The sequence below is a fragment of the Rhodococcus spongiicola genome (assembly GCF_004011835.1).
GTDB lineage: Bacteria > Actinomycetota > Actinomycetes > Mycobacteriales > Mycobacteriaceae > Prescottella > Prescottella spongiicola.
The window spans coordinates 623,790-643,434 of record NZ_RKLN01000002.1 but is presented as its reverse complement, the minus strand read 5'-3'; the positions used below and the strand labels follow the sequence as shown (position 1 = coordinate 643,434).

Below are 19,645 nucleotides of genomic sequence, written 5' to 3'. Positions count from 1 at the left end.
TCGCACGGAAACTGCGGGGCGGGGACAACCCTACCGCCGGTGCGAACGCGACTGGACGGCTCGCCGCTGCGCGCGGTTCCCGAGCGGCAACTCGTCGGCACGAGACGCCTCGAAGCGGTCGTACGCCTCGACTATGTCGGAGACAAGGCGGTGCCGCACCACGTCGCTGCTGTCGAGGACGGCGAACTGTATCCCGCCGATGCCGTCGAGGATCTCGGTTGCGGCGCGCAGACCCGAACGTGCCCCGCCCGGAAGGTCGACCTGAGTGATGTCGCCGGTGACGACGATCTTGGAGCCGAAGCCCAGCCGGGTCAGGAACATCTTCATCTGCTCGGCCGTCGTGTTCTGCGCCTCGTCGAGGATGATGAACGCGTCGTTGAGGGTGCGGCCGCGCATGTACGCGAGCGGGGCGACCTCGATGACCCCGGCCTGCATCAGCTTCGGGATCGCCTCCGGATCCATCATGTCGTGCAGGGCATCGTGCAGGGGACGCAGGTACGGGTCGATCTTCTCGTGAAGCGTGCCCGGAAGGAAACCCAGCCGCTCACCTGCCTCGACGGCGGGTCGGGTGAGGATGATCCGCGTCACCTGCTTGCTCTGCAGGGCCTGCACGGCCTTGGCCATCGCGAGGTAGGTCTTGCCGGTGCCGGCCGGGCCGATGCCGAACACGATCGTGTTCTCGTCGATCGCATCGACATATCGCTTCTGGTTGAGCGTCTTGGGCCGGATCGTCTTACCACGCCGGGACAGAATGTCGAGGCTAAGCACGTCGGCCGGCGACTCGGAGAGCCCCTGGGTGAGCATGCCGAAGGTGCGGCGGACCACATCGGCGGTGACCGGCTCATCGCGACGGACCAGCGCCGCGAGCTGCTCGAGGACCCGTTCGGCCAACGCAACCTCGGCCGGCGTCCCGGTCAGGGTGACGGAGTTCCCACGGACATGAATGTCTGCGTCGAGGACCCGTTCGAGAGCGATCAGATTCTCATCGGAGGCTCCGAGTAACGGCGGCACCACCTCGGGCGGCAGTTCCATACTCGAACGCACGGTGCGCTCGGCCGGCTGTGCAGGATCCTGCTGGGCGCCGCTGTAGCGCGGTGAGCCGTTCTCGATTTGTTCACTCACGTGAGGGCTATGGCCTTCTTTCAGGTCCGACGGGTTCTTACGCTCACACGACATGGTGTCGTGCGTGCCCAAAGTCTAGCGCCGACGACGACAGCGCACAGCGAGTTATCTGGCCGAACTCGTGCCGGCTTCCTAGCTGAGCAGGACCCCCACCTGCGCATCCTGCCGCTGCCCACGTCAAGGGAGGTCAGGCCTGATTATCGGGTCTGATCTGTCAGGTCTGATCTGTCAGATCTGACTATCGAGGAGCAGTTCGCGCGAGAGCTTCCAACTCCGCGTAGCCGGATCCAGGAAGGCGAAGTGATCCTCCCCATCGATCAGGTGCAGGGCCACGGGATCGCCGGCCGCGCGGGCAGCGTCGTGATAGCGGGACGCGATCTTCGCGGGAACCTGCGCGTCCTCGGTGCCGTGGATGCACACCACGGGCACACCGATCGGCACCCGATGCAGTGGCGACGCCGAACGGTACAGGTCGGGATCCTCCCCGTACGTAACCCCGAACAGGTCCTCTATGTAGCTGATCCGACGGCCCCGTTCCCCCGCCGACGCCAGATCCAATGCGCCGGCCTGCGACACGAACAGTTCGGGACGAACCGCTGTATCGCTTTGGCCCGCAAGCCAGATTGCGAGCTGCCCACCCGCCGAGTGGCCGACGACGCGCACTCGATCCAGGTCGAGCGGCACCGGTGACGCGTCGGCGACAGGACCGGCGATGGCCTCGAGCGCGGCGACGACGTCCGCCGACATCTCCGGCCACAGTCCTCCTTCACCGATCCGTCGGTACTCGACGTTCCACACCGCGACGCCGCTGCGGGCCAAGTCGACCGACAACGGCGTCCCGAGGTTCAGGTGGTACTCGCCGCTCCAGAAGCCGCCATGGAGCACCATGACGACCGGAACGGGCCCCTCACTTGTCCCCTCCGGCGGATAGAAATGTCCGAACTGTTGCGGCTCGGGGCCGTACTCGATGCGTGTTCTGGTCAAATTGGTCGCTCCGCTCCTGGGCACGAGTCGATTGACGGTCAGTCGAGGGGTATCAGTCGATCGGCGCTGAGGCCCAGCGCTCGGTGAGCACTCCGATCGCGCCGAGCGCGACCGCCGCCGCCGTCGAAGTCCGCAGCACGGTCGGGCCCAGCAGCACCGCCGTGGCGCCGGCGTCGGTGAGGTCGGTGACCTCCTCGTCGGACAATCCACCCTCGGGACCGACGACGAGCACCAATTCGGGGACCTCCCGCAGCCGCAGTGATGCCAGCGGCGCCCGTGCCGACTCGTGCAGCACCGCGACAGCGCCGCCGCGACCGACGACGCCGCGGACCAGCTCGAGCACCTGGGGGGTGTGGTGCAACTCCGCGACATCGGGTACGAACGAGCGTCGGGACTGTTTGGCCGCCGCGATCGCCGCGTTGCGCCAGCGAGTGACCCCTTTGTAGGTCTTGGCGCCCTCCCAGCGCGCAATACATCGCGCCGACTGCCACGGCACCACCGCATCGACGCCCGCTTCCGTCGCGAGTTCGACGGCAAGCTCGGAGCGCTCGGCCTTGGGAAGCGCCTGCACCAGCGTCACCGTCGGCGTCGGCCGATGCTGCTCCCGGCGGGCAGTGACCTCGAGGTCCAGGCGGTCCTTCGCAGCTGCGGTGACGGTCGCGTCGGCGATCCCGCCGCGACCGTCGGCGAGCAGCAGTCGCTCACCCGGCTTGATCCTGCGCACCGTCGCAGCATGACGCCCCTCGGGACCGTCGAGCACGGCGGGCTGCCCGACGGCGGGCAGCGGCTCCAGGTAGAAAACCGACGCAACCATAAGCGGCCCGCTCCGGTCAGCGACCGCTGAAGGCGTCACGCAGCCGAGAGAACAGACCCCCGCTGTGTTGCGACCCCGTGGACACCACCTCGGCGTGATCGCGGTCGCGGTGGGCCTTGAGCTCCTCCAGCAACTTGATCTGCTTACCGTCGAGGCGGGCCGGGATGACCACCTCGAGGTGCGCGTGCAGGTCACCACGGACGGTCGACCGCAGCTTCGGCATGCCGTGCCCGCGCAACACCGACACCGAGCCGGGCTGCGTGCCGGGATCGACGGTGATCTCGGTGGGACCGTCCATGATCGTGTCGAGCGTGACGGTGGTGCCGAGAGCCGCGTCGACCATCGGCACCCGGATCGTGCAGTGCAGGTCGTCGCCGTCGCGCACGAAGGTCTCGTGCGGCTGCTCGACCACCTCGACATACAGGTCGCCGGCCGGACCGCCGCCCGGTCCCACCTCACCCTGTGCGGCGAGCCGGATCCGCATGCCGTTGCTCACGCCCGCGGGCACCTTGACGTTGATGTCCCGACGTGCACGCACCCGACCGTCGCCGCCACACTTGTGACACGGGTCGGGGATCGTCTCGCCGGCACCACGACAGGTGGGGCACGGTCGCGAGGTCATGACCTGGCCCAGGAACGAGCGCTGCACCGACTGGACCTCGCCGGCACCGCCGCACGTCTCGCAGCGGATCGGCTTGGAGTTGTCGTGGGTTCCCGCACCGGCACAGCCGTCGCACAGGATCGCCGTTTCGACCGTGATGGTCTTGGTCACACCGGTGGCGCACTCGGCGAGCGTCAACTTGGTGCGCAGAAGCGAATCGGCGCCAGGCTGGACACGCCCCCTGGGCCCGCGGGAGGCCCCGCCACCGCCACCGAAGAACGCCTCGAACACGTCCCCGAGACCACCGAAGCCGGCACCAGCGAACCCGGCACCACCCCCGGCAGCTGATTCCATGGGGTCGCCGCCCAGGTCGACGATGCGACGTTTCTCCGGGTCCGACAGCACCTCGTACGCCGTGGAGACCTCACGAAAGCGGGTCTGCGCCGACTCGTCCGGGTTGACGTCCGGATGCAGCTCACGGGCCAGTTTTCGGTATGCCCGCTTGATCTCCTGATCGGTCGCCTTCGGCCCGACGCCGAGGATGCCGTAGTAATCCCGTGCCACTTTGGGTATCTCGTCCTTCTCTACTTCGTTCGCACCACGCGGTGAACAGCTCCGACCCCGGAGCAACCTGGACGACGTCCGGTCCGACACCGCCGCCCCGGACGCACACTACCGCTCGGCGAGTACCTCACCGATGTATCTCGCAACGGCAGCGACCGACGCAATTGTTCCCGGATAGTCCATTCGGGTGGGACCGAGGACCCCCATACCGCCGAGGATGGTGCCGGCGGCGCCGTAACCGGTCGAGATCACCGACGTGCCCCGCATCTCCTCGACCTGCGTCTCCTCGCCGATCCGCACCGTCACCCGGCCCGCGCCCTGCGTCGCGGCGATCAACTTGAGGACCACGACCTGTTCCTCGAGCGCCTCGAGCACGGATCGCAGCGAACCGGGCAGGCCGGCCTGGGGCGCAAAGTCGGCCGCGTTGCGGGTCAGGTTCGCGGTACCACCGAGCAGCAGTCGATCCTCGGGATGCTCGACGAGCGTCTCGACCAGGACTGTCGCCGACCGGACGACGGCGTCACGGATGCTCTCCGGCGCGTCCTCCGCGAGTTCGGACACCGCGATCGAGGCCGCGGCGAGCCGCTTGCCCTCGAGCGCACCCCCGAGCAGGGACCGCAGCCGCGAAAGATCCGCGTCGTCGATCACGTCTCCGAGTTCGACGATCCGCTGATCGACCCGGCCGGAGTCGGTGATCAGAACCAACAACAGACGAGCCGGCGTGAGAGCAACCACCTCGATGTGGCGTACCGACGACGCCGACAGGGTCGGATACTGCACGATCGCGACCTGCCGGGTGAGCTGCGCCAGCAGACGAACCCCTCGCCGCAAGACGTCGTCCAGGTCGACTCCGGATTCGAGGAACTCGAGAATGGCGCGGCGTTCCGCTGGTGACAGCGGCTTGACCTCTGCGATGCGGTCGACGAACTGACGGTATCCCTTGTCCGTCGGTACCCGACCCGAGCTCGTGTGCGGCTGGGCGATGTAGCCCTCGGCCTCGAGAGCGGCCATGTCGTTGCGGATCGTGGCGCTCGACACACCCAGGTTGTGGCGCTCGACCAGCGTCTTCGACCCGATCGGCTCCTTGGTGGAGACGTAGTCGGCGACGATCGCCCGGAGTACCTCGAATCGCCTTTCCTCCGTGCTTGGCACCGTCGACCACCTCCACTTCGCCACAAGATCTGAGCCTGCCGTAGGCACCCCCCGGCATCGGATACCGCGGTTCGTGGCACCCACCTCGGTACTCAAGTCTAATGGCCGGTTGGAATGCTAACGGCGCAGGCCGCACGGGACATTCGTCACCTGCCCGGCATCCCGCCAAGCCGTAGGGTTGTCGTCGGGTCGGTATGTAGGTCCGGCCGGAGGCGCAGAACGCCACAGAGCTAAAGAACGCCGTAGACAGAACACAGGCGGAACGCAATGATCTTCAAGGGTGTCCGGGACGGCAGGCCATACCCAGATCACGGACTGACGCTGAGGGACTGGTCCCGGATACCGCCTCGCCAGATACGCCTGAACGAGATCGTGACCACCACGAAGGTCCTCGAACTCGACCGACTGCTCTCCGAGGACTCCACCTTCTACGGCGATCTGTTTCCGCACGCGGTGCTGTGGCACGGCGTGCTCTACCTCGAGGACGGCGTACACCACGCGGTGCGGTCGGCACTACGTAACCGGACTGTCCTCCATGCGCGGGTCTACGACCTCGATGCCGAGCAGGGCCTCGATGCGGAGCAGGCCACCGAGCAGTGAACATCTACTGGCACGGATGATGTGAGGACCGCCTACGCGAGGATGTCCCGCACCACCGCGTCAGCGAGCAGGCGCCCCCGATCGGTGAGCACCAGGTGATCCGCCTCGACCACCCCGAGACCGTCGTCCACGACGCGCTCGGCGGCGGCGCGCTCGCCATCCCGCAGATCCGAAAGCGGCAGCCCACTGCGCAGGCGGACGGTCAGCAGGACTCGCTCGACGTGGATGTCCTCCTCGGTGAGCGCTTCGCTGCCGTCGACGGGCAGCTGCCCAGCGGACAGCCGATCCGCGTACCGGGCCGGATGCTTCACGTTCCACCACCGCACGCCGCCGACGTGGCTGTGTGCGCCGGGCCCGACCCCCCACCAGTGACCGCCGTCCCAGTAGCCGAGGTTGTGCCGGCAGCGCGCGTCGTCGTTCGAGGCCCAGTTCGACACCTCGTACCAGTGCAGCCCGGCATCGGCCAGACGCGAGTCGATCCGCTCGTAGCGAGACGCGAGGACGTCGTCGTCGGGGGCAGGCAGTTCACCGCGCCGTACCTTCCGAGCCAGCGCCGTCCCGTCCTCGACGATCAGCGCGTACGCGGAAACGTGGTCGACGCCGGCACCGAGCACGGCGTCGAGGGACGCGTCGAGATCGGCCTCCGTCTCACCGGGCGTGCCGTAGATGAGATCGAGGTTGACGTGATCGAATCCAGCGGCCCGTGCCTCCCGCGCCGCCGCGACCGCCCGGCCCGGGGTGTGGGTGCGGTCGAGGACCTTCAGCACATGCTCGGCCGCGGACTGCATACCGAGCGAGATCCGGGTGAACCCCGCCTCGCGAAGGGCCGCGAAGAACTCCGGTGACGTCGACTCGGGATTCGATTCGGTCGTCACCTCGGCACCGCCCGCGAGCCCGAAGGTCGCCTTGACCGCCCCGAGGACGCGCGCGAGTACCTCGCCGCCCAGCAGCGACGGTGTCCCGCCACCGACGAAGACGGTGTCGACCAGGGGGGCGCCGGTGATCTCGGCGGCCCGCGTCAGCTCGCGCTCGACTGCCTCGAGCCACGACCGCGGCGAGGCGGAGGTACCCAACTCACCGGCCGTATAGGTGTTGAAGTCGCAGTAGCCGCACCGTGTCGCGCAGAACGGGACGTGGACGTAGATACCGAACGGACGAGTGCCCACCTCGGCCAGCGCCGAATCGGGGAGTTCGAAAGGTGTCGAGGCGACCGCGGGGGTCGAGAGGGCGGATCCACTCACGGCTCCAGTGTCCCAGTCGCCCACGTTCGCGCCAGGGCCGCCTCGGCGATCAGGCATTTCCCGCTGTTTCGAGGGAAATATGCTCCCGGCGGTCGGCACAGCGAGATTCCCATGGCACAATGGCCCGCATGACAGATGCAGGGGTGCGATTGGTGGTCAGGCGCCACGTCGACCTCAAGCGTGTCTGTAGCTGTTGTTGTCTGTCCTGCGGCGCGTAAGCAGCCCAGCGATTCCCTGCCCCAGAGCAGTCGACGCTGGCCTGCCTCTCCCCCCGTTTCGCCCGCCAATCCCGGCCGGCCGAGCCTGACTCCGTGAGGAAGCAGCCCTCCTCCCGTGTCTTCGACCGGTGCACTGCGAGATTGCACACAATTCAGGAGCATTCATGACGTCGACCACCGACGCCAACTCGACGACGAGCCCTCCCGGCAAGGCTCGTGCCGCCCGTCCGAAAAAGCGCCGATCCGAAGGCCAATGGGTGCTCGGCTACCGCGAACCGCTCAACGCGAACGAGCAGACGAAGAAGGACGACAACCCGCTCAACGTCCGCGCTCGCATCGAGAACATCTACTCGAAGCAGGGTTTCGACAGCATCGACAAGGCCGACCTACGGGGCCGGTTCCGCTGGTGGGGCCTGTACACACAGCGTGAAGAGGGCTACGACGGCACCTACACCGGTGACGAGAACATCGACCTGCTCGAGGCCGAGTACTTCATGATGCGGGTGCGGTGCGACGCCGGCGCTCTGAACGTCGAGCAGTTGCGCACCCTCGGGGGCATCTCCACCGAGTTCGGTCGGGACACAGCTGACCTGTCCGATCGCGAGAACGTCCAGTACCACTGGATCCGCATCGAGGACGTCCCGGAGATCTGGAACCGCCTCGAGTCGGTCGGCCTCCAGACCACCGAGGCGTGCGGCGATTGCCCGCGCGTCGTCCTCGGCTCCCCGCTGGCGGGCGAGTCCCTGGACGAGATCATCGACCCGACGCCGGCGATCGACGAGATCGTCCGCCGGTACATCGGCGATCCGCGCTACTCGAACCTTCCCCGCAAGTTCAAGACCGCGATTTCCGGGCAGCAGGACGTGGTCCACGAGATCAACGACGTCGCGTTCGTCGGGGTCGTCCACCCCGAGCACGGACCGGGACTGGATCTGTGGGTCGGCGGTGGCCTCTCGACGAACCCCATGCTGGCGCAGCGCGTCGGCGTCTGGGTTCCGCTGGACGAGGTGCCGGACGTGTGGGAGGCCGTCGTCTCCATCTTCCGGGACTACGGATATCGCCGCCTGCGCGCCAAGGCACGGCTGAAGTTCCTGATCAAGGACTGGGGCATCGAGAAGTTCCGCGAGGTTCTCGAAACCGAATACCTGAAGCGCAAGCTCATCGACGGCCCCGCCCCGGAGAAGCCGGCCCGCCCGATCGACCACGTCGGCGTCCAGCGACTGCGCAACGGCCTGAACGCCATCGGGTTCTCGCCCATCGCCGGTCGGGTCTCGGGCACGATCCTGACCAAGGTGGCCGCCGCGGTCGAGGCCGTCGGCTCCGACCGCGTGCGCTTCACCCCGTACCAGAAGCTCGTAGTGCTCGACGTTCCGGACGACAAGGTCGAGTGGCTCATCGACGAACTCCGGCCACTGGGCCTGCACGGCCGGCCGTCGCATTGGCGGCGAAACCTGCTGGCGTGCAGCGGCATCGAGTTCTGCAAGCTGTCGTTCGTGGAGACCCGCAAGCGGTCGCAGGTGCTCGCCCCGGAACTCGAGGAGCGACTCGCGGACGTGAACGCGCAGCTCGACGTCCCGATCACCGTCAACATCAACGGTTGCCCCAACTCGTGCGGTCGATCACAGATCGCAGACATCGGGTTCAAGGGTCAGCTGGTCGACGACGGTGAGGGCAATCAGGTCGAAGGCTTCCAGGTGCACCTGGGCGGCAGCCTCGGCCTCGACAGCGCCTTCGGGCGGAAGCTGCGACAGCACAAGGTGACCAGCGCCGAACTCGGCGACTACATCGACCGTGTAGTACGCAACTTTGTCAAGAACCGTCACGAGGGCGAACGGTTCGCACAGTGGGCGATTCGAGCAGACGAGGGAGATTTGCGATGACGGTGGATCTGACGACGGCAACCGCGGACGAGCTCCGCGCGCTCGCCGCCCGCGGGGCGGCGGACCTGGACGGCGCGTCCGCACTCGAGTTGCTGCGGTGGACCGAGGACACGTTCGGCTCGAGCTACATCGTGGCCTCGAACATGCAGGACGGTGTGCTGGTCCACCTCGCGACACAGGTGCGTCCCGGCGTCGACGTGCTGTTCCTCGACACCGGATACCACTTCGCCGAGACCATCGGTACCCGGGACGCGGTCGAGCAGGTGTACGGCGTCAACATCGTCAATGCGAGGCCGGCCACCACGGTCGCCGAGCAGGACGCGATCGAGGGCAAGGACCTGTTCGCGCGTGATCCCAACCGCTGCTGCGCGCTGCGCAAGGTCGCGCCGCTGAAGGCGACGCTCAGTGGCTACCAAGCGTGGGTCACCGGCATCCGCCGGGTGGAGTCCCCCACCCGGGCGAACGCCCCCCTCGTCTCGTTCGACGAGGCGTTCGGGCTGGTGAAGATCAATCCCATCGCCGCATGGTCCGACGAGGACATGCAGGCATACATCGACGAGCACTCGATTCTGGTCAATCCGCTCGTCGACGAGGGATATCCGTCCATCGGGTGCGCTCCCTGCACCGCCAAACCACTCCCCGGCGCCGATCCGCGTAGCGGTCGGTGGGCCGGTTCGGCCAAGACAGAATGCGGGTTGCACGCGTCATGACAATCGACATCACTGAGACCGTCCCGACTCTCGACGCCGCGGTGCCGCGACCTGAGCTCGACCACACCGAGCGAGTTCAACTCGACGGCAACAAGTTCGACACCCTCGACGCTCTCGAGTCCGAGGCCATCCACGTATTCCGCGAGGTGGCCGGCGAGTTCGAGCGGCCCGTGATCCTGTTCTCGGGTGGCAAGGACTCGACGGTGCTGCTGCACCTGGCGATCAAGGCGTTCTGGCCTGCGCCGCTGCCGTTCGCGCTGCTGCACGTCGATACCGGCCACAACCTGCCCGAGGTTCTCGAGTTCCGCGATCACGTCGTCGCGAAGTACGACCTGCGTCTGCACGTCGCCAAGGTCGAGGACTACCTCGCCGACGGCCGGCTCACCGAGCGCCCCGACGGGATCCGGAACCCGCTGCAGACGGTTCCGCTTCTCGATGCCATCACCGAGAACCGCTTCGACGCGGTCTTCGGCGGCGGCCGCCGGGACGAGGAGCGTTCGCGAGCCAAGGAGCGGATCTTCTCGCTGCGCAACGCCTTCGGGCAGTGGGATCCCAAACGGCAGCGCCCCGAGCTGTGGAACCTGTACAACGGGCGGCACGCGCCGGGCGAGCACGTGCGGGTGTTCCCGCTGAGCAACTTCACCGAGCTCGACATCTGGCGGTACATCGCTCGCGACGACGTCGAACTCGCGAGCATCTACTACGCCCACCAGCGTCAGGTCTACCGGCGCGACGGCATGTGGATGACGCCGGGCGTGTGGGGTGGTCCCGCCGAGGGCGAAGAACTCGAGGTCCGGTCGGTGCGCTACCGCACCGTCGGCGACGGCTCCACCACCGGCGCCATCCTGTCCGACGCCGCCGACAACGACGCCATTCTGGCCGAGGTCGCGGCGTCCCGACTGACCGAACGCGGCGCCACCCGCGGCGACGACCGAGTGTCCGAGGCCGCCATGGAAGACCGCAAGCGAGAGGGCTACTTCTGATCATGAGCGACCTTCACGAGCGTAGCCCGCGAAGCGAAACGAAACTACTGCGCCTGGCCACGGCCGGCAGTGTCGACGACGGCAAGTCCACCCTGGTGGGCCGGCTGCTGTACGACACGAAGTCCGTCCTGGCCGACCAGATCGACGCGGTCACCCGCGCTTCGGTCGACAAGGGCCTGTCCACCCCGGACCTGTCGCTACTGGTCGACGGCCTGCGCGCCGAACGCGAGCAGGGCATCACGATCGACGTCGCGTACCGCTACTTCGCAACCCCGCGCCGGTCGTTCGTCCTCGCCGACACCCCCGGCCACGTGCAGTACACCCGCAACACCGTCTCGGGTGCCTCGACCGCCCAGTTGGTGATCCTGCTCGTCGACGCCCGCAAGGGTGTCGTCGCGCAGACCCGCAAGCACGCCGCGGTCCTGTCACTGCTAGGCGTGCCGCGACTGGTGCTGGCGGTCAACAAGATCGATCTCGTCGACGATCCGGCGACGGTGTTCGCCGAGATCTCCAGCGAGTTCAACGAGCTGACCACATCCCTGGGCTGGGCGCCCGAGGACGTCGTGGAGATCCCGGTCTCGGCGCTGCACGGCGACAACGTCGCCGTGCACTCGGAGAACACGCCGTACTACGACGGCCCGACGCTGATCGAGCACCTGGAATCGGTGCCGGTGGACGGCGACAACGAGGGCAAACACGATGTGGGCCTGCGGTTCCCGGTCCAGTACGTGATCCGACCGCGCACCGCCGAGTTCCCCGACTACCGTGGCTACGCCGGTCAGGTGGCAGCCGGTTCGGTCGTGCCCGGCGACGAGGTCGTCATCCTGCCGTCGGGCACCCGGACCACGGTGTCCCGGATCGACACGGCCGACGGCGAACTCGACGTCGCCCACGCAGGGCGCAGTGTCACGCTGGTGCTCGCCGACGACGTCGACGTCTCCCGCGGTGACACGATCGCCTCTCCGTCGAACTCTCCCGAGCCGATCGACCAGTTCGAGGCGACCGTGTGCTGGCTCGCCGAGAAGCCGCTGCGCCCGGGCGCGCGCCTGCTGCTCAAGCACGGCACGCGTACCACCCAGGCGATCGTCGGTGCACTCGTCGAACGCCTGGACGAGCAAGAACTGGTATCCGAGGCGTCCCCGGAGACGCTCGAGCTCAACGAGATCGGCAAGATCTCGGTGCGTGTCGCCGAGCCGATCGTGGCCGACGACTACACCGTCAACCGGCACACCGGCAGTTTCCTGCTGATCGACCCTGCCGGCGGCAACACGCTCGCGGCCGGACTCGTCGGCGACGCGATCGCCGAGGTCGAACTCGGCGAACGGGTCTGAGACTGTGCACCCGCAGGTCGCTGCCGCGAGGGGGCACCCGCAGGTCGCTGCCGCGACGGGGCACCCCCAGGTCGCTGCCGCGACGGTTCCACTCGTCGCCGTCGCTCACGGCAGCCGTGACCCCCGCTCCGCGCGGGTGGTCACGGCCGCCGTGGCAGCGATCCGCAGCCGGCACCCGGAGCTCGACGTCCGAGCGTGTTTTCTGGACCTCACCGCGCCGTCGGTCGACCAGGTGCTCGACGCCGTCGCCGCAGAGGGCCATTCGACGGCCATCGTTGTTCCGCTCCTGCTCGGCAGTGCCTACCACGCACGGGTCGACCTGCCGGGCCTCCTGGCGACAGCCCGCGCCCGCCATCCGCAGTTGACCGTGATCCGGTCGGACGTACTGGGTCACGACCCCCGCCTGGTCGCTGCGGTGCGGGAGCGAATCGTCGCGGCGGGTGTCGCGACGGATGACTCCGAGATCGGGGTAGTACTCGCTGCGGTCGGCTCGTCCGATCCGGCGGCGAACGACCGCACCCGCGCGCTCGCCGACGTCCTCGGCGAGGGGACGGGGTGGGCGGGTGTCGAGACCTGCTTCGTGACGTCCTCGGAGCCCACAGTCGCGCAGGCGATCACCCGGCTGCGTTCGCGGGGCGCCAGGCGGATCGTGATCGCCCCGTGGTTCCTGGCGCCCGGCCGCCTGACCGACCGCCTCGGCCGAGCCGCGCTGGAAGTCGCCCCCGATGCCGTATTCGCTGACACCATCGGCGCGCACCCCAGCGTCGCCGAGGTCGCCCTCGACCGCTACGCGTCCGGTATGGCCCAGGCCTTCCTGCCACAGGCCAAGCGATCGGCCTGAGGGCCGATCGCTGCGAGGGGACTGCCTGGAGGGCCGGCTCGGCTAACCGGAGATGTCGGTCGGCCGAATGTAGATCGTCTCCCCCTCGCGGAGGTCCAGTGCCTCCGCGTCGCCACGCGTGATCTGCGCGGATAGTTCCTGCGCACCGGTCTTCGGCTGCAGTTCCACCCGCACCTCGAAGCCGAGGCGCACGACGCGGGAGACAGTGGCCGCGAACGACTGCGGGAGCTGATTGCGGTCCAGTCGCAGGTCGTGTGGGCGCACCAGCTGCCCGTTGAGCCGGGCAACCGGTCCCAGGAACGACATCACGAAGTCGTTGGCGGGGGTGTCGTAGAGCTCCTGCGGGGTTCCGACCTGTTCGATCCTCCCCCGGTTGAGCACCGCGATCCGGTCGGCGACATCGAGCGCCTCCTCCTGATCGTGGGTGACGAGCACGGTCGTGACGTGGACCTCGTCGTGCAGTCGCCGCAGCCATGCGCGCAGGTCGTCACGCACCTTGGCGTCGAGCGCACCGAACGGCTCGTCGAGCAGCAACACCTGCGGATCCACCGCGAGGGCACGCGCAAGGGCCATGCGCTGACGCTGGCCACCCGACAGCTGCGCGGGGTAGCGGTGTTGGAAGCCGTCGAGCCCGACGATGCCGAGCAGGTCGTCGACCTTCCTGGCGATTTCCGCCTTCGGACGCTTGCGGATCTTCAGGCCGAAGGCAACGTTGTCGCGCACCGTCATGTGTTTGAACGCGGCGTAGTGCTGGAAGACGAACCCGATGTCGCGTTTCTGCGGCGGCACACCGGTGACGTCCTTGCCGGCGATCGTGATCGTGCCCGAATCCGGATGCTCGAGTCCGGCGATCGACCGCAGCAGCGTCGACTTGCCCGAGCCGCTCGGGCCGAGCAGGGCCGTCAGCGAACCCGAGGGAATCTCGAGGGTGACGTCGTCGAGCGCAGCGAAGTCGCCGTAGTTCTTGCGCGCTCCGGTCACGGTAATCATGTCGTGCTCCTCTTGCGGTCGAGCAAAGTCATCAGCAGCAGGGTGAGCAGCGCGATCGCCATCAGTAGCGTGGCCGCCGAGTACGCCCCGAAAGTGTTGTGGTCGTCGATGTACCGCGCATGCACCAACAGCGTCAAGGTCTGAGACTCACCTGGAATGCCGGACGAGACCATGATCACCGCACCGAACTCGCCGAGCGCGCGCGCCACCGTGAGCACGACACCGTATGTGAGACCCCAGCGGATGGCCGGCAGCGTGATCCGAGAAAACGTCTGCCACTTCGACGCGCCGAGGGTCGCGGCGGCCTGTTCCTGCTCGTCGCCGATCTCATGCAGAACCGGTTCGACTTCGCGAACCACGAACGGCAGTGTCACGAAGATCGTGGCGATCACCATTCCCGGCAGCCCGAAGATTACCCGGAAGCCCAACGATTCGACGCCGCCGAACCAGCCACCGGCGCCCCAGAGCAGGATCAGTGAGACACCGACGACGACGGGAGAGACCGCGAACGGAAGGTCCACGACCGACTGCAGCAGACCGCGTCCAGGGAAACGACCGCGGACGAGGGCGAGCGCCGTGACGATGCCGAAGACCACGTTGATGGGGACGACGATCGCGACGATCAGCAGCGACAGATTGAGCGCCGAGATCGCGGCGGGCGTGCTGATGGACTCGTAGAACGCGACGAACCCGTTCTCGAAGGTGCGGTAGAGGATGACCGCGACCGGGGTGAACAGGAGCGCGAACAGATACACCAGCACAACCGTGCGCAGACTGACGCGCGCCAGCGGGGAGATCTTCACTGTGCGTGCTCCTCTCTGCGCTGGTTGCGGGCCGCGAAGACACGGAGCACGAACAACGTCGCGAACGCGATCGCGAGCAGGGCCATCGACACCGCGGCCGCACTGACCGGCCTGTCGATCTCGATCTGCTGCTGAATGTACTGCGATGCCACCTGGGTCTCACGTGGGATGTTGCCGCCGATCAGTACCACCGAGCCGTACTCACCGATCGCGCGGGCGAATGCCAACCCGGCTCCGCTGATGATCGCCGGGGTCAGGGTCGGCAGGACCACGCGACGGAAGATGGTCCAGTTGCTCGCTCCGAGTGAGGCGGCCGCTTCCTCGACTTCGCGGTCAGCTTCGATCAGTACGGGCTGCACGGACCGCACGACGAACGGCAGCGTCACGAACGCCAGCGCAATGATCAGGGCGGGCCGCGTCGCACTCAGGTGCACGCCGATCGGGCTCTCCGGCCCGTACAGCGACAACAGCACGATGCTCGCGACGATGGTGGGCAGCGCGAACGGCAGATCGATGAGCGCGTTGATGATCCGCTTGCCGGGGAACTCGTCGCGCACGAGCACCCACGCGATCATCGTTCCCATCACGACGTTGATCAGTGCGACGATCGCCGACACCGCTACCGTCACCTGGAGAGCGGCGAGCGCGCTGGGTGCGGTGATCGCCTCCCAGAACCCACCGATGCCGTCCTCGAGCGAGGCCACCGTGAGCGCGGCCAGCGGCAGCAGCACGATGACGCTGAGCCACAGCGACGCGACTCCGATACCCAGCGGGCCGACGGTCCCGGTGACCGCGAGCCAGTTCTTGCGGCGCGCCACTACTTCGTCGCGCTGTCGTAGACGGCGGCGATGGTGCCGGTCCGCGAATCGAACAGTTCCGCGTCGACGGTCTCCCAGCCACCGAGGTCGGCTACAGTCCACAGCTGCTCCGGCTGCGGGAAGTCGTCGACGAACTCCTTCGCAACCCCCGGATCGACCGGACGGAACCCGGCCTCGGCCCACAGTCGCTGCGCCTCGGGCGTGTACAGGTAGTCCCGGAAAGCGGTCGCCTGAACAATGTTCGGACTGTTCTTGATGACCGCAGCCGGGTTTTCGATCTTGAACGTTGTCGGCGGAATCACGTGCTCGACCGGGTCGCCGCTCCGTTCGATGAACAGCGCCTCGTTCTCGTAGCTCAACAGGACATCGCCGCGACCCTGCAGGAAGGCCTCCGTCGCCTCCCGGCCGGACTTGGGCTGCACCTTGACGTGCTCGCCGACCAACTTCTCGAGGTAGTCGATCCCGGCCTGCGGATCACTGCCGCCTCCGCTCTCGGCGGCATACGGCGCCAGGAGGTTCCACTTGGCCGAGCCCGAACTGAACGGATTCGGGGTGACGACCTCGATACCTGGCCGAATGAGATCGTCCCAGTCCTGAATGTTCTTCGGGTTGCCCTCGCGGACGACAAACGCGACGACCGAGCCGAAGGGAATCCCGTGGTACGCGTCACTGTTCCAGTGCTCGTCGACGCGACCTGCGTCGACCAGTCGAGTGATGTCGGGTTCGACCGAGAAGCTCACGAAGTCGGCCGGGGCACCATCCTCGACCTTGCGGGACTGATCTCCCGATGCACCGTAGGCGGGCTTGAAGGCGATGCCCTCGCCTTCCTCGGTCTCGGCAAACCCCTCCATGACCTTGTCGAAACCGGGCTTGGGAACCCCGTATGCGAACAGGCTGACGGTGCCTCTACTGCCGTCCCCACCGATATCGCCGCCGCCCACGACGTCACTCGAGCCGCCGCTGCACGCGGTCAGCGCGACTGCGCCGATCGTGGCGAGCGCGGTCAGTAACAGGCGGGAACGGTGCCTCATGGCGGATAACCTTCCAAGCGAGCCGGCAAGTGCAGAAGACCACATACGGAATCAACCCGGCAAACACCGGGTCTCGGCGTTCGGAACTCTCACAGAGTTCCTGGAGGCGGCGCTCGGCGCGATGACGCTCTGAGGACGGACCACACCACGTCCGCGGTCGACATCGCATGAGCAGGGCCGCGGTAGTCAGCGGCCGGGCCTCATGCGGGAGACAACGCCGAGAGTCGAATCAGCAACAGTGAATGTCGGCAACCGTCAGACCACCGACAGCGATCAACGCCAATTCATGGCGGACCCGGGGAGCGACGGCGGCAGACATGGGGCAGACTTTAGCAGAGGCGCGAAGGGGGTCCGAATCCGGAGAAAACGGGCGGCTCAGCGGGTCAGGAACCAGGCGACGACAATCAGCACGAGCAGCGCGATCAACGCGATGGTCACGCGTGAGCGTGGCATCAGGAACCCCCCACTCTCGTCTGCCCGTCCGCGCGAACAGCGGGATCAGCCTCGGCGCGCCCCACCAGGACGAACACTGCGGACAAGAAACGATCGAGCACCCAGGCGATGCCGAAACACAGCGGGATCATCACGGCCAGCACCAGGATGACCTGGGGTATGAACGGCAGCCCGGCGATCCACAACTCGGCGCCGTCCCACCAACTCGCGAGTTGGTTCACACGATCACCCTAGCCGCTGGCCTCGCCGTCACCGAACAGGCCGACCATCACAGGCCCTCCGAACCGTGGACGGTGACGGCGGTATGGGTCGATGATGAGGTGATGACGTCCGAATCCGAGCAGTCTATTGCCACTTCGGAGCGAGATTCCCACGCAGTGGCGCCCAAGCATCGCAGTGCCTTCCCGCCAATCGACGACTATGCGTTCCTGTCCGACTGTGAGACGAACTGCCTGATCGCCCGGAATGGCGCAGTGGAGTGGATGTGTATTCCGCGCCCGGACTCCCCCAGCGTGTTCGGCGCGATGCTCGACCGCAGCGCGGGGCACTTCCGGATAGGACCGTACGGCCAGAATGTGCCGGCATCGCGTCGGTACCTACCGGGAGGGTTGATTCTCGAAACCACCTGGCAGACGCAGACGGGCTGGTTGATCGTGCGTGACGCGCTCGTCATGGGGCCATGGCATGCGACCGAGCAACGCTCCCCTACCCGGCGTCGCACACCTTCGGACTGGGACGCCGAGCACATCCTGCTGCGCACCGTGAAGTGTGTGAGCGGAACGGTCGAGGTCGAGATGAGCTGCGAACCGGCCTTCGACTATCACCGCGCCCTCGCGCACTGGGAGTACACGGGCAAGGTGTACGAGGAGGCCACCGCGACCTGCCGCGCCACAGCGCCCGGCGAGCACCCGACGCTTCGTTTGACCTCGAACCTGCGGCTGGGACTCGAGGGGCGCGAGGCTCGGGCTCGCACCCGCATGGTGGAGGGGGACAACGCGTTCGTGGCGTTGTCGTGGGCCGAAGTGTCGGCCCCGCAGACATTCGCGGAGGCTGCCGAGAAGATGTGGCAGACCACCGAGTGCTGGCGGCAGTGGGTGACGATCGGACACTTCCCTGACCATCCTTGGCGCGGTCACCTGCAGCGCAGCGCTCTGACGCTCAAGGGTCTGACGTACGCGCCGACCGGCGCCCTCCTCGCGGCAGCGACCACGTCGCTGCCGGAAACCCCTGGGGGCAGCCGAAACTGGGACTACCGGTACGCGTGGGTGCGGGACTCCACCTTCGCGCTGTGGGGTCTGTACACCCTGGGACTCGACCGCGAAGCCAACGACTTCTTCTCCTTCATCTTCGATGCGGCACAATCCGACGATGGCGAGCCGACGCCCCTGCAGGTGATGTACGGCGTCGGTGGCGAGCGCACCCTCGTCGAAGAGGAACTCGGCCACCTGAAGGGCTACGACGGTGCACGGCCCGTGCGGATCGGCAACGGCGCCTACCACCAGAATCAGCACGATATTTGGGGCACCCTGCTCGACTCGGTGTACGTGCACGTCCGATCCCGCGACCAGGTACCCGAAACGCTCTGGCCGCTACTCCAGCGGCAGATCGAGGAGGTCGTCGAGCACTGGCACCAACCGGACCGCGGCATCTGGGAGGTGCGCGGGGAGCCGCAGCACTTCACGTCGTCGAAGATCATGTGCTGGGTCGCGTTCGACCGTGGCGCCAAGCTCGCCGCAATGCATGGCGAGAACGCCTACGCGGCGCAGTGGGCCGAGCTCGCGGAGGAGGTCCGGGCCGATGTCCTCGAGCACGGCGTCGACGAGCGCGGGGTGTTCACGCAGCGCTATGGGCATCCGTCCCTCGACGCGTCCCTGCTGCTGGCACCGCTGCTGCGGTTCCTGCCCGCCGACGACCCCCGCATCCGGGCGACGGTGCTGGCGATTGCCGATGAACTCACCGAGGACGGGCTGGTGCTGCGCTACAAAGTCGAGACCACCGACGACGGCTTGTCGGGCAAGGAGGGAACGTTCACGATCTGCTCGTTCTGGCTGGTCTCGGCGCTCGTCGAGATCGGCGAGTTCCATCGTGCCAAGCAGTTGTGCGAGCGTCTTCTCGGGTACGCCAGCCCCCTGAAGCTCTACGCCGAGGAGATCGAACCCAAGACTGGTCGACACCTGGGCAATTTCCCGCAGGCGTTCACCCACCTCGCGCTGATCAATGCCGTGGTCCACGTCATCCGCGCCGAGGAGTCCGGCGACACTGGAACCTTCCAGCCCGCACACGGGCGAGCCTGAGAGTCTGTTGCGGGTCATCGACATCGTCGGCACGGTAGTCACCGCTGATGCCCTGCACACCCAGAAGGTGACCACGCCGAGGAACTGTCCCGAGGTCGCTGGTCGCGGCGGCAAGGTCGGCGATGGCCTACACAGCTGATCGAGGCCGCCCAAGCCGGGTGGCGCGCCGTCAAATCTCCACAGCCTCCACCGGATTCAGCCGCATCCGAGGTCGC

Annotated in this window: 19 protein-coding genes; 7 read left to right on the top strand and 12 right to left on the bottom strand. The window is 67.3% G+C overall.

The window, feature by feature from the left end; translation table 11 throughout:
• Positions 1-30 precede the first annotated feature (30 nt).
• The 5 genes from EF834_RS07655 to hrcA form a co-directional block, all read right to left on the bottom strand.
• Entirely contained in the window at positions 31-1,122 is a 1,092-nt protein-coding gene (locus EF834_RS07655) for a PhoH family protein (RefSeq protein WP_408014479.1), read from the bottom strand.
• A 228-nt stretch (positions 1,123-1,350) separates the two neighbouring features.
• Entirely contained in the window at positions 1,351-2,106 is a 756-nt protein-coding gene (locus EF834_RS07650; protein WP_127946586.1) for an alpha/beta hydrolase family protein, read from the bottom strand.
• 52 nt (positions 2,107-2,158) lie between these two features.
• Positions 2,159-2,920 carry a 16S rRNA (uracil(1498)-N(3))-methyltransferase gene (locus EF834_RS07645; RefSeq protein ID WP_127946585.1) on the bottom strand — a complete coding sequence of 254 codons (762 nt, stop codon included), beginning with the start codon at positions 2,918-2,920 and terminating at the stop codon, positions 2,159-2,161.
• A gap of 16 nt (positions 2,921-2,936) precedes the next feature.
• A complete protein-coding gene (gene dnaJ, locus EF834_RS07640) occupies positions 2,937-4,085 on the bottom strand; it encodes a molecular chaperone DnaJ (RefSeq protein WP_127946584.1) in 1,149 nt (382 codons plus the stop codon).
• A gap of 108 nt (positions 4,086-4,193) precedes the next feature.
• Complete coding sequence (gene hrcA / locus EF834_RS07635; RefSeq protein WP_127946583.1) at positions 4,194-5,237, bottom strand: heat-inducible transcriptional repressor HrcA; 1,044 nt, start codon at positions 5,235-5,237, stop codon at positions 4,194-4,196.
• A gap of 267 nt (positions 5,238-5,504) precedes the next feature.
• Between hrcA and EF834_RS07630 the strand changes: the two genes are divergently transcribed.
• Complete coding sequence (locus EF834_RS07630; RefSeq protein WP_127946582.1) at positions 5,505-5,837, top strand: type II toxin-antitoxin system VapB family antitoxin; 333 nt, start codon at positions 5,505-5,507, stop codon at positions 5,835-5,837.
• A gap of 32 nt (positions 5,838-5,869) precedes the next feature.
• Here EF834_RS07630 and hemW read toward each other — a convergent pair whose 3' ends face one another.
• Complete coding sequence (gene hemW / locus EF834_RS07625; RefSeq protein WP_127946581.1) at positions 5,870-7,135, bottom strand: radical SAM family heme chaperone HemW; 1,266 nt, start codon at positions 7,133-7,135, stop codon at positions 5,870-5,872.
• A 325-nt stretch (positions 7,136-7,460) separates the two neighbouring features.
• On the opposite strand from hemW, the gene EF834_RS07620 reads away from it, so the two are divergent.
• The 5 genes from EF834_RS07620 to EF834_RS07600 are packed head-to-tail and all read left to right on the top strand — an operon-like array spanning position 7,461 to position 13,041.
• Positions 7,461-9,176 carry a nitrite/sulfite reductase gene (locus tag EF834_RS07620; RefSeq protein ID WP_127946580.1) on the top strand — a complete coding sequence of 572 codons (1,716 nt, stop codon included), beginning with the start codon at positions 7,461-7,463 and terminating at the stop codon, positions 9,174-9,176.
• A complete protein-coding gene (locus EF834_RS07615) occupies positions 9,173-9,886 on the top strand; it encodes a phosphoadenylyl-sulfate reductase (protein WP_127946579.1) in 714 nt (237 codons plus the stop codon). Before EF834_RS07620 ends, EF834_RS07615 begins: the two co-directional genes overlap by 4 nt.
• Positions 9,883-10,869: a sulfate adenylyltransferase subunit CysD gene (gene cysD, locus EF834_RS07610; protein WP_206615200.1), complete on the top strand. Its 987-nt coding sequence runs from the start codon at positions 9,883-9,885 to the stop codon at positions 10,867-10,869. Before EF834_RS07615 ends, cysD begins: the two co-directional genes overlap by 4 nt.
• A 2-nt stretch (positions 10,870-10,871) precedes the next feature.
• On the top strand, positions 10,872-12,200 hold the full coding sequence (locus EF834_RS07605) for a sulfate adenylyltransferase subunit 1 (protein ID WP_127946578.1): 1,329 nt from the start codon (positions 10,872-10,874) through the stop codon (positions 12,198-12,200).
• 4 nt (positions 12,201-12,204) lie between these two features.
• Positions 12,205-13,041: a sirohydrochlorin chelatase gene (locus EF834_RS07600; protein WP_127946577.1), complete on the top strand. Its 837-nt coding sequence runs from the start codon at positions 12,205-12,207 to the stop codon at positions 13,039-13,041.
• Positions 13,042-13,083: 42 nt separating this feature from the next.
• Here the strand turns inward: EF834_RS07600 and EF834_RS07595 are convergent, their stop codons facing one another.
• The 6 genes from EF834_RS07595 to EF834_RS07575 form a co-directional block, all read right to left on the bottom strand.
• The gene (locus EF834_RS07595; RefSeq protein WP_127946576.1) at positions 13,084-14,031 is read right to left on the bottom strand and encodes a sulfate/molybdate ABC transporter ATP-binding protein; all 948 of its coding nucleotides are present in this window, start codon (positions 14,029-14,031) and stop codon (positions 13,084-13,086) included.
• The gene (gene cysW, locus EF834_RS07590) at positions 14,028-14,834 is read right to left on the bottom strand and encodes a sulfate ABC transporter permease subunit CysW (protein ID WP_127946575.1); all 807 of its coding nucleotides are present in this window, start codon (positions 14,832-14,834) and stop codon (positions 14,028-14,030) included. The genes EF834_RS07595 and cysW overlap by 4 nt, the downstream gene beginning before the upstream one ends.
• A complete protein-coding gene (gene cysT, locus EF834_RS07585) occupies positions 14,831-15,652 on the bottom strand; it encodes a sulfate ABC transporter permease subunit CysT (RefSeq protein WP_127946574.1) in 822 nt (273 codons plus the stop codon). Before cysT ends, cysW begins: the two co-directional genes overlap by 4 nt.
• Positions 15,652-16,683, bottom strand: coding sequence for a sulfate ABC transporter substrate-binding protein (locus EF834_RS07580; RefSeq protein ID WP_127946573.1), 1,032 nt, complete (start codon positions 16,681-16,683; stop codon positions 15,652-15,654). Before EF834_RS07580 ends, cysT begins: the two co-directional genes overlap by 1 nt.
• A gap of 229 nt (positions 16,684-16,912) precedes the next feature.
• A complete protein-coding gene (locus EF834_RS18735; RefSeq protein WP_408014478.1) occupies positions 16,913-17,002 on the bottom strand; it encodes an Ms4533A family Cys-rich leader peptide in 90 nt (29 codons plus the stop codon).
• A gap of 133 nt (positions 17,003-17,135) precedes the next feature.
• Positions 17,136-17,357: a hypothetical protein gene (locus tag EF834_RS07575; RefSeq protein WP_127946572.1), complete on the bottom strand. Its 222-nt coding sequence runs from the start codon at positions 17,355-17,357 to the stop codon at positions 17,136-17,138.
• 102 nt (positions 17,358-17,459) lie between these two features.
• On the opposite strand from EF834_RS07575, the gene EF834_RS07570 reads away from it, so the two are divergent.
• On the top strand, positions 17,460-19,430 hold the full coding sequence (locus EF834_RS07570) for a glycoside hydrolase family 15 protein (RefSeq protein ID WP_127946571.1): 1,971 nt from the start codon (positions 17,460-17,462) through the stop codon (positions 19,428-19,430).
• The last annotated feature ends 215 nt before the right edge of the window (positions 19,431-19,645 follow it).